At 42.1% G+C, this 11,130-nt stretch carries 8 protein-coding genes and 2 pseudogenes; 1 reads left to right on the top strand and 9 read right to left on the bottom strand.

Annotation, left to right across the window (positions count from 1 at the left end; genetic code table 11):
- The 8 genes and pseudogenes from AB6D93_RS11635 to AB6D93_RS11600 form a co-directional block, all read right to left on the bottom strand.
- Positions 1 to 503 (bottom strand): annotated as a pseudogene (locus AB6D93_RS11635) (ISNCY family transposase); the annotation flags it as partial.
- Positions 504 to 820: 317 nt separating this feature from the next.
- A complete protein-coding gene (locus AB6D93_RS11630) occupies positions 821 to 1,789 on the bottom strand; it encodes a PhzF family phenazine biosynthesis protein (protein ID WP_102332983.1) in 969 nt (322 codons plus the stop codon).
- Between the two features lie 18 nt (positions 1,790 to 1,807).
- Positions 1,808 to 2,280: pseudogene (locus AB6D93_RS11625) on the bottom strand (tetratricopeptide repeat protein).
- 437 nt (positions 2,281 to 2,717) lie between these two features.
- Positions 2,718 to 3,422: a DsbA family protein gene (locus AB6D93_RS11620; protein ID WP_102332982.1), complete on the bottom strand. Its 705-nt coding sequence runs from the start codon at positions 3,420 to 3,422 to the stop codon at positions 2,718 to 2,720.
- A 16-nt stretch (positions 3,423 to 3,438) separates the two neighbouring features.
- Positions 3,439 to 3,945, bottom strand: coding sequence for a protein disulfide oxidoreductase (locus AB6D93_RS11615; RefSeq protein WP_016794649.1), 507 nt, complete (start codon positions 3,943 to 3,945; stop codon positions 3,439 to 3,441).
- The gene (locus AB6D93_RS11610) at positions 3,942 to 6,056 is read right to left on the bottom strand and encodes a protein-disulfide reductase DsbD (RefSeq protein WP_102332981.1); all 2,115 of its coding nucleotides are present in this window, start codon (positions 6,054 to 6,056) and stop codon (positions 3,942 to 3,944) included. The genes AB6D93_RS11615 and AB6D93_RS11610 overlap by 4 nt, the downstream gene beginning before the upstream one ends.
- Positions 6,057 to 6,220: 164 nt before the next feature.
- Positions 6,221 to 6,991, bottom strand: a complete 771-nt coding sequence (locus AB6D93_RS11605; RefSeq protein ID WP_045625342.1) for a TerC family protein — start codon at positions 6,989 to 6,991, stop codon at positions 6,221 to 6,223.
- 359 nt (positions 6,992 to 7,350) lie between these two features.
- Entirely contained in the window at positions 7,351 to 8,100 is a 750-nt protein-coding gene (locus tag AB6D93_RS11600; RefSeq protein ID WP_102332980.1) for a 3-oxoacyl-ACP reductase family protein, read from the bottom strand.
- A 122-nt stretch (positions 8,101 to 8,222) separates the two neighbouring features.
- On the opposite strand from AB6D93_RS11600, the gene AB6D93_RS11595 reads away from it, so the two are divergent.
- Positions 8,223 to 9,146: a LysR family transcriptional regulator gene (locus AB6D93_RS11595; protein WP_102332979.1), complete on the top strand. Its 924-nt coding sequence runs from the start codon at positions 8,223 to 8,225 to the stop codon at positions 9,144 to 9,146.
- Positions 9,147 to 9,269: 123 nt separating this feature from the next.
- Here AB6D93_RS11595 and AB6D93_RS11590 read toward each other — a convergent pair whose 3' ends face one another.
- Positions 9,270 to 11,117 (bottom strand): hybrid-cluster NAD(P)-dependent oxidoreductase, encoded by a 1,848-nt coding sequence (locus AB6D93_RS11590; protein WP_050907647.1) that lies wholly within the window; start codon positions 11,115 to 11,117, stop codon positions 9,270 to 9,272.
- Between the last annotated feature and the right edge of the window lie 13 nt (positions 11,118 to 11,130).

Below are 11,130 nucleotides of genomic sequence, written 5' to 3'. Positions count from 1 at the left end.
CTGGTCGCATCATCAATGATGGCAATCAAGCAAGATTTTTCATCACCGAACCAACTATGAGGGCTACCATCCATTTGCAGCATAAGTCCAGGTAACGGCATACGCTCTCGATACTTCCTTACTCGACTTCTACGGCGTTTAGAACGCTTCACATGGTGAATCTCATGCGCCCAAGAGCGTAACGTTTCTCGCTTAATCGACAGTCCTTCATTTTTGCTCAGAAGCTCTGAGAGGTGTTGAAGGTTAAAATCGTAATACTTGGTTTGGATGAGGGCTTGAACCTCTTTCTTGAGTGAGTCAGGGATTTTATTGATGGGAGCACGACCAGTGTTACCGTGAATCACGAACCGAATGCCTTCCTTGCGATAACGGCTCAAGTAACGCTCAACCGTTCTTCGTGATTTTTGCAGTAATTGCGTGGCACTATTGATAGTAATTTTACCATCAATGACTTTGCTAATGATATCGACAGTAAACTGTGATTTTGAATCCATATAGAACATCCTTAGCACCCTTTAAAGCTCATTTGATTACTTTAAAAAGTACGCTAAATCAGTCCCGACATTTTCCCTCGGTAGTTAGTGTAATGACAAAGTCGCTTGGTAATTAAGGTACGACAGAATCGCTTGGTGATCACACAAATTTTTGAACAGATCTAGCACTGAAATGGACATTTCCGAGTTAGAACCTCCACTCTAACTTGTCAGTTTCAGATTAAAATTTGATACTTAAACTAATGAATCTTCATATCAAGGATGTTCACCGTCCTGATTTAGGGAATGAACTGCGCCATCAAAAACCATTAAGAGTGACGTAACTCTTACGCTTTTGATGGCATAGGACATACCGAAAAATAACGATTCCAAACCTTGCAAAGTCGTAGGTCTTCAATGTGAGATAAACTTATCGGCACTTCCTTCATTCCTTCCAAGGACGCTTTACCTCCGACTCTAACCCGGCGAATGATATCTTGTTTAGAATCAATGGTAACTTGAATCAAAGATAAGACCCCCATTGAGCGTCCTTGCTCTAAAGCGAACGTTAAGCTATCAGTGATGCCATGCTTAATAAGATAACAACCTAAAGCCCCACTCGCACTACCTGTCGCTGATTCTTCATTGATACCATATAAAGGTGCGAAATTTCGGCAATGGGCGATCGTTGCCTTATCGTTGCTAAGTTCAAATACGTGGAAACCGATAGTATTGAACTCTTGGCTTAGCTTCGATATCGCAGCAAAATTAGGCTTTAGGATATCTAAATGTCCAGTCTGCACAGGGACAATGATATCGGGTAAACCTGTCGAGATGATTTCAATAGGCAATCCCGTACTCGTAATCACGTCACTAGATATGCCAATAGCATAAGCGATGTCTTTAACGTGAGGAGCGCGACGAAACAGAGGTTTGGTTTGATCCATTATGATAGAGCTATCATCGACTGCTATATGGAGAATACCTGCTTTTGTTTGCTGTGTGTAACAGCCTTGCTCAATGAACCCCTGCGAAGCCAATACGAAAAATGCAGCCAAAGTGGCATGACCACAAAAGTCCACTTCCCCTTCAGCAGTAAAAAATTCCACCTTGAAATCTGTTTCTGTATTAGTGTACACAAAGGCCGTTTCAGAGAAGCCAACCTGTCGCGCGATGTATGTTTTTTGTTTCATACTAAGGGAGGGGGGGCCTAAAACAACCCCAGCAGGATTTCCGCCTAATCCACTTTTGGTAAATGAATTAACAAGATAGACGTTTATGTCATATTCAATGGCGAGTGTCGTATCAATAGTCACAGCTTTAACTCCTTAAAATTACCAAGTTCGATCTAAGTCTTGCGCATAGAGCTTGGTAGCTCGTTTGTACGTTAAAATGTCCTCCGAGCTTGTTGTGTCAATCAGAAGGTTTAACAACATATCAACCGCGTTTTTATGCTCTCCAAGGTTATACAAACACATTGCATAAAATGGCATCGCCTCCTTTGCATTGGGGAAAAGAGTGCATGCTTTTTCAAACCAAACGGCTGCTTCATGATCTTTCCCGAGGCTTATCAGCGTGCTAGCTAGGCCAAATAGAGCCTCAAAATGGTCTTTCTCACCGAGGTCATCAGTTCGTGCGGCGTTATCATGCTGAACTGCTTCCTGACTCAAGTACTTGATTATCATAAGACCATGCAATATGGAGGTGCGATATCTTCGTTGCTAAGAAGATTGACCAATAATTTTCGGCTTCCTTCAACATCACCGTTATCCCTTAACTCGATAGATCGTTGAATATGCTCATTCATAGCTTGTTTCCTTCCATTCATTAAGTGGCCGCTTTTTACTATGTTTTAAAGTTTAAAACAGCATATAAGGTGGATACGAACATTGACGATGTTCCACACAACTGCCGTAAACATAAATGTATGTGCACTCAAGCACTAATACGATTAACTGGATTCGATAAGGTAGTTAGTATGAGTTTTTGTATGGACAAACCTTAAGAACAATGGACGAGGAATGTTTAATCTAATTTGTGTTGGGCTAAAACTTTGCTAGCGATGATTGTCGCTGAGAAAGCTTTGGAAAACTGTAAATTAAGGTCTTTGATGGCGCATTCTGACGTTTGGAGTGACTTCTAGTTTACAACCATACATCTCCCTCATACGTAACCAGCTACCACCTCTTATCTACGCCAGTTTAAGCATAACTCAATTTGAGGTGGTTTAGCTTTCTATCCGAATTACTCAGCGGAGTCTTTCACCAATGCTTCCAGCTTATCAAGTGGTACATATCCGGGAATTATTTGACCATTTAACAACATTCCGGGCGTTCCTCGCATACCTAACTGGTTAAATATCTGGTAGTTTTTTGCAAGCATCTCATCGGTTAAAGCATCTGATTTGATATAGTTCTCAAGACCTACTCTTTTAGCAATTCGTTCAATAGAACGATGATCATGTATTCCTGGTTTTTTTATAAGCAACGCATGAGTTTCAGCAAACTTTTCTGGATGGTTCTCCCACACATTTAAGGCAAAACTCGCTGAGTTGGAATGGCTTGACATCTCTTTAATAGGCACGTAAACATTCACAACTTTAATATCATTGGGATATTTATCTACAAGTTGATCTAACACACTATCTAATTTCTTGCACCAAGGACAACTGTAATCTGTAAAATTAATGATCGTAGTTTTCGCATTATTAGAACCAAAGCTTGTATGATTAGAGTTATTGTACATATAGTCGTAATTTTCAGCGATTGTAGCCTCGAAAGCTTTTTGTTGATTCACATACAAATGTAAGCTTTCATGGAGGTTATCTATAATCAAAGGGTTTTCTTGAAGTATCTTAGTAATGTCTTTAATTTTATCATCATGTGTCGTTGCTAACGCAAGCGGTGAAACGAATACACTTGCAATCAATATTTTATAACCAATCTTCATCTCATTTTCTCAATTATTATACAAACCAAATCCTAGCCAAGAGGCCAATAGGAGTCGTGAAACCAGTGGTAACGAATTGAATTTTCCCACCTTTAACAACTGCGATCGTCGGAGTAACTAAAATCCCCCAAGCTCTCGCATTCAATCCTCGTGAATCATTCAAATTCGAAAAGTCATAATGGTGAGCTTCTAAAAACTTCGCTATTCGGTCATCAAGTCCAGAGTTAATTGACACACCAATAACTTCATAAGAATCCATTTTATCTATCAAGTTGATGGTCGGGCTGACAAACTTACAGACTGGACACCAAGTAGCCCAAAAGTAAACGATGACAGGCTTTTCTTTACTCATTTCAAATATATCGACACTTTTACCATCAATCGACTGGCCAACAATGTTGGGAGCATTGGCAACAGGAATACTCTGTTGCCTCCACAAATCCACCCCGCTCGAAAAGACAACAGCAATAAAAACGAAAAGACCAATCTCTTTAAGCCAACGCCTTAATTTTTTATATTTCACTCTTTATTATTTCCGTTCGCTGTCTCAATCGCACTTATCACAGATTCATCTGTAAGAATAATGGGAAGAGGTATTCCATTAGGGGCTTTAGGACCATAAACGATATTGAATGGGACACCAAATCGTCCATTTTCTTGCAGATAGCTCGTTACACTTTGGCTAGGTACTGTCCAGTCACCCTCCATTGCAACAACCTCTGAATGATGCAGCATTCCATAGACTGGGTCTTGTAGTAACACACCAATCTTATTAGCTTTACAAGTAATACACCAATCGGCAGTAACATTGACAAAAACAACTTTTCCGTCAGCAATATGATTTTCAATTGCTGTTGTTGAAAGTGGCTCCCAGTTTGGTTCAGGAGGGAGTAATGTGGCCGATTTATTAGAAGTTATGCTGCCTACAACCAGACTTGCTGAAACTAATATAATCAGAGCACCTCCTGTCCATGTGGCAACCTTTTTTCCATACACACGCAATGTACGCATGACTAATAGAGCCAAAGCTACTATTGAAATTACATACACCCATAACATTGGTACATGGTTAGATAACAGACTTAACAACCAAACACTGGTTATCAGCATCATAAAACCAAATAACAACTTGATGTTATTCATCCATTGGCCCGGCTTTGGCAGTCTTAGTGCAACCGATGGGAATAGAGCCACAGCTATCCATGGTGATGCCATACCCAAAGCCAATGCCGTGAATATCAAAAACATAACTGGAACACTTGTCGCGAGAGCAAACGCCACAGCGGTGCCTAAAAACGGAGCGGAACACGGCGTGGCAAGCAAAGTCGCAAACATACCTTGAGTAAAGTGTCCTTTATATGAGTTATCCCCTTTTGTTGCTAGCCACGTGTTTGTGTTAGAGGACAAGCGTATTTCAAATAACCCCAGCATATTTGCCCCAAATACGCCTGTGATGAATACCATTAATCCAATAAACCAAGCGTTCTGGAATTGGATCCCCCATCCAATAGCGCTACCTGATAGCTTTAGGACGGTTAGAAATAGTGCAATCAACCAAAATGAAACCAGGATACCTAAGGAAGAAGACAAAAACTGAAAGCGTATCTGCCTTTTCTCTAAACCTTGAGTCGAGACAATACTACTCAATTTCATTCCTAAAACGGGTAGGACACATGGCATGATATTAAGAATGAAGCCACCAAACAAAGCGAATAGAATCATCTGAGCGATATTAAAATTGCCCCGATCTTCAATGACCATTTGAGATTTGACGGTAGTGGCGTGCTCAGCAATGAAGTTATTGTCATCTAAAGTGACGGTTATCGTTTGCTCATCAAGCTGAGGTGTCCCCATCCAGTTGGTGACGTCAAAGGTCGCAACCAGTTTGTTCCCTTCAACCTCGAAAACGGGTTGTGTGAATGCCGAGTCTCGGACTTCTTCTGTGGTACCATCTATTAACATGTCGGGCTCCGTCCAACCCATGCTATTCTCGACAGTGACTTGTAACTTATTATTTTGTTCATCCCAGATAGCGTTCACATTTTTAATAAGAGGGGATGGTTTGGGTACTAAGCTCATCCCTTGAGCGTAAGTATGCATAGCAGATTCAGAAAACTTCAGCTCTGAGGGAATAAATGATATTTCGAAAGGATAGTCGGTCAAAACACAGACGGTCGTGCATGATGATAGTGTCAGATTTGCATCTAATACCACCGGGGAATCTAAATCATTTACATGTAGGGTCATAGGAAAGATAACGTTGTCTTTATAGCCCAGTGTCTCAATACCTAAAAGCTCAAATCTCTTTGGATGAGGCCAATGCCATACAATGTCACTAAGGTTTTTAGATCCATCCCAAGTCATACTTGGCGCGATCCCGCCTTCACCTGGGCTTCTCCAATAGGTTTTCCAGTCCCCCGCTAAGCGCACTTCTAGAAAACCAGCAACCGTCTTGCTCTCGGCATCAACCTGCCCACTGATGACAAATCGTGTCTCGACTGGTGGGTGGTTGAGGTTTTTCAACCAACCTGTAGTCAGTGGTTCTGCCTTGACCACACTGGCAAACAAGGTAGCCACTATTGCTATAAATAACCCTACGAAAGCTAGACGACAAGTTGGTTTGGAGTTTTTCATTTATTACCCTATGAAAATAAAATAGATCAAACTAAATACTGAAGATGTGCTTCTTTGATCTATCAACAACCTTTAGAGAATGTAGAAACAAAATAATTTCTCAACGGAGTCAATGATCGCTTGTGATTTTTTACGGTCATTCCTTGTATAGAACCCTTAACAGGTTAGAGTACCTCCTGACCGGTTTTCGACTGGAATGCTTTAATTCGCTGGATGACTAAGGTTCGCTTCTGTTTGTTTTTTATTTGTATATGACATAACTCAAGCGTTAGTCCGAAAACCATAGCAAAGTACACATAGCCTTTATTGATATGAATGGCTAAACCTTCCGCCATTAGTAGTCCGCCTAATAAAACCAAAAACAGTAAAGCCAATGTTTTAAATCCAGGGTAACGAGTGACTAAGTCGTTGATTTTTTCCGCCGTTAAAATCATAAAAATCGCGGATGTCAAAATAGCGGCTATCATAACTGGCACTTCAGATGTTAAACCAACGGCGGTTATGACTGAATCCATAGAAAAAACGGCATCCACTGCCACAATTTGGAGAAGTACGACGGCTAATCCAGTCCTAGCTTGAGTCGAGTATGACGATGGTGTATGCCTTAACCACGACCAAAGTTCTTTCGCACTTTTAGCCAACAAAAAGCCACCACCCAATATCATAATAATATCTCGTCCAGTAAACGTGATGTGGGTGAAGCTCAGCAAGGGATTAGTCAGAGACATCACCCACGAAATAGAAAACACGAGACCTATTCGCGTTAACACCGCCAGAGCAATACCTAAATTACGTGCAACTTTGCGTTGCTGTACTGGGAGTCGTTCACATAGAACAGAAATGAAGACGACATTATCGACCCCCAAAACAATTTCAAGGATCAATAACGTGGCAAATACAACCCAGATTTCGGGTTGTAGAAAGAGCTCTAGCATGTGCTTATCTCCTCAATACAAGAAGACAATGGGATAAAACGGCACCTAAAGGGGTCGTCCATAGAAGTAATTTACCTCTCTGTTTAGAAATGTTGGATTAAGACTAAGTATTTGTTTTAATAACGCTAATTTTTAATGAGCTATCTGTTTTATTGGGGAGCTCGATATTTAACATCGGATGTTTATCTGGTAACAACTGGATGTCATTAGCAAGCGTGCAAAACTGTTCAAAACTGATAGGATCTGAATGATTGACCTTGGATGTAGGCCAATCATCGTATTTCTCTTTGCTCATCATGAAGTGATGATTGCTTGAGGTTGGGTTGAGCAATCGTGAGTGACTCGACTGTGTATTTCGATTAAGAGGAAAAGCCACCGTCGATCATCAAATCAGCACCAGTGATGTAACCCGCTTCTGAGCTAGCGACGAATACTACTAAGCTAGCAATCTCCTCTACTTGACCATAACGACCAAGTGCACCAATAGCTTTTACAGGCTCTGAAGTATCGCCATTGTCTGGGTTTAAGTCGGTATCTACCGGACCTGGTAAAATGTTGTTGACGGTAATGCCTCTAGGGCCTAAATCGCGAGAGAGACCTTTGACCAATCCGGTTAGTGCAGACTTGCTCATTCCATATATAGAACCGCCAGCAAAAGGAATGCGCTGAGCGTTCGTACTACTGATATTGATTATTCTGCCATTATTATTCATGTGCTTCGCGGCTTCATGAATCGCCACAAACACACTTCGTACGTTGGTATTGATGGTCTTGTCCCAATCATCCATCGTCAAATTTTCAATACTGTCCCAGATCAGCGTACCTGAATTGTTTACGACAATATCAATTTGACCAAGTTGTTCTATGGTTTCGCTGATTGCATTTCTGATATCTTCAGGTTTAGTGCTATCCGCCTTTATTGCGATGACTTTGCCACCTTGTAAAGTTAAGCTCTCCGCAAGCGCTTTGGCTTTTCCGTGGGATGACACAAATGTAAAAGCAACAGACGCTCCCTCCAATGCCAATCTCTCAACAATGGCGGCACCAATACCGCGACTGCCACCTTGGATAAAAGCGACCTTACCTTTGAATCTATTGAAGTTATTCATCATGTTTACCTTAATTGAAAAGTCGATGTAATCATCTCGTTGATGTACGCAGAATAATCGATTCACATCCGCTTATTAAGTCCATATAATGACAAACATAAAGTCCTACAGGGAATTAATTGATGTTAAAAAGCCAGTTTGTGGAAGTTCGTCACTTTGTCACCGTTGCGCAGTTGGGGAGTTTTACCCTTGCGGCCCAAGCGCTTGGGATGACCGGTTCAGCTTTAAGTAAAAGCGTTGCTCGACTAGAAAAGCAGCTAGGCACCAAACTCCTTCATCGAACAACTCGACGCATCGCGTTGACCAATGATGGGGATTCCTATTTAGCCGACTGCCTTAAAGCGATGACTATTTTAGAGGAAGCAGAGAAGCGCTTAAGCAATCAACAGTTATTGCCATCAGGGCGTGTGCGTATTGATTTACCCGCAGTTCTCGGTAGAAGAGCAATCCTACCCAAGTTGTTAGAATTAACGTCCAAGTTCGAGCAATTAGATCTATCTATTACCTTTAATGACCGTCCTACGGATTTAGTCAGTGACGGGATTGATCTTGCGATCCGCGTTGGGCACTTAGAAAACTCGGGCGATATTGTTGCACGTAAAATTGGGGAGCAAAAAAGGGTGATATGTGCCTCTCCCTCTTATTTAGCAACGCGAGCACCGATTAACAAAAAAGAAGATATTGCCCAACATGATTGCATCGTCGGCTGGCCTATAGGACAAAGGCATAGCTGGCTACTGAGAAATGCTAAAGGAGCAACCGAACCTGTTGATATTTCAGCACGTCATGAGATAGCCGACTGTGAAGGTATTTTACAATCGGCTTTATCTGGTGCAGGTTTAGCTCAACTACCAGTGTGGTTAGTGAAGCAATACCTTGATGATGGACAATTATGCCCTGTTTTAGAGAAACTCAATGGCGAAGGAGCACCCATCAGTATTGTTTGGCTAAAAACACCTTACATTCTGCCTAAAATAAGAGTCATCATAGATGAAATCATTGCATTATCGAGCCGTCATCCAGATATTTTTGAGGCTTCTTTGTAATGTTGACTAATCGAAGCACGACATTGCAGGTCATTTGGGTGTTATTGTGTTTTAGATAGTCCAACGATATTGAGGCCACTATCAAAGTTTGATAGTGGCCTCAATCATCATAAAACCTACATACTAGCTAACAATATTTACATTTGTTTTAGGTATCGCGCAGCAAGCTAGGGCCATTCCTTTCGACTTATCACTGTCTTCAATTCCTGGGGCATCCGGCTGGTAAATCTCTCCTGATTTCACCGTGACTTTGCAGGCGCCGCAGAAACCAGCTCTGCAGTTATTCGAAATGGAAAGCCCCGCAGCTTCAGCTTGCTCCAGAACGGTGCGCTGGTTGCTTCCCTCAAATACGACTCCATCAAGGTTGATTTGGACCATCTTATGGCTCTCGTCGATCACTCTTGCCACACCAAATGTCTCTTGGTGGTACTGTTCTTCAGGCAGCCCACTCTCTATCATCAAGTGCTTTACACTCTCCATGAAACCACCAGGACCACATACAAAAACTTGTCGTTTGTGAAACTCTGAAATTTGATTTAAATGAGTACGACTAAAATGCCCCTTTTCGCCAAGCCAATCAGGTGATGGCTCGCTAAGGGCTAGAGTCACAGTGACATTGGCGTGTTGTTTTTCTAGCATAAGGAGCTCTTCCATGAATGGAATATCCGCTTCAGTCAAACATTGATGATAAAACGCAATATCACGAGTGTCCCGTTGGTCAGTCAAGTACCGAAGTATGGAGATCATGGGTGTCACACCGCTACCGGCAGAAAGCAGCAACAGCGGCTCATTCGATTCGTTGGCAATATGGAAAGTGCCTTTGGGTTGATCCGCAATAATAGTATTGCCAACTTGTAAGTGGTTGAATAACCAGTTGGAGACTTCACCACCACTGACCCGCTTCACTGAAATCGACAAACGTTCTGGCCGAGAGGGGCTAGATGACAGCGTATACATTCGTTTGGTCAGTTTGCCATTGACCATGATCTCAATAGGGAGGTGTTGTCCCGCTTTATACTCAGGCACCAAGCCATTTTTAGGCTCAAACCAAAATGTCTCGAAGTTTCTTGCTACAGGTTCTCTTTCAACGCAAATCAACTCTTGTTTTTTTGCGTCGAGATCTTCATAAAACTCCTTGGACTTATACTCAAGCACTTCGATAGCATCATTGATGGAGATAACACCTTCGTTTTTAGCTACAAGGTTTTGCCCGAAAAATATTTTGCCTTGCTCGTTGGCTCTAAAGCGCGAAAAGGTTGTCAATGGCTCTTTACTGGCCCTAAACTCCCTATTTCCCAGATCAAGTGTCGTTAAAATGCACCGCTCACACGGCTCTACAATTTCAAATTCGACGTCACCTATCTTGATACGCTTCCATGAGTCTTCGATAAAAGGTTCGTCTGATTGAACCACGAGGTTAGTACGAAACTGTTCCATGGTGTGGACTTCGCTGCTGCGTCTATTCAGCTCCGCTAATGAGCCAGAGCTAATAAGCAGAATAGGAAAACCGTCGGCAAAGCTCACATTATGACCAAGACTTTCTCTCATGCGGTTAGATTGCTCGCCAGTAAACAGTAACTCAACTCGTTTCCCTATCACTTGGCTAAACCAATCGTTCGCTTCATCGGTTGTTGTATAGGCGGAAAAACGGTCTCTCCAAACACTGGCATCTGTCGCCTGCATTTTAAAAGTAGAATAGTGTAATTTTAGCGGTTCCATCCCAGGGTAAGAAAAAATGATACCAGTTGGCAGTAGACTGGAACTCACTTGAACCATATTTGGATATTGACGCGCCGTCACCATCGTTGGGTATTTAGCTAAGGCGGAAACCGCCTCGCCAGTCAGCGCCAGCATAAAGCGACGATCAAAAGCAAGGCCTTGCTTTTCAGTCCACGAAGAAGAGAGTGAAAGCCCGCCAATAGATTTGACTGGATAGATAGTGATTTGGGAAAGTACGGTAGGATTTACCACAATGTCACCCTTT

The organism is Vibrio sp. 10N.247.310.23 (genome assembly GCF_041467155.1).
Taxonomy (GTDB): domain Bacteria; phylum Pseudomonadota; class Gammaproteobacteria; order Enterobacterales; family Vibrionaceae; genus Vibrio; species Vibrio crassostreae_C.
The sequence above is the reverse complement of the archived record's forward strand: the minus strand, read 5'-3'. Positions and strand labels throughout refer to the sequence as shown.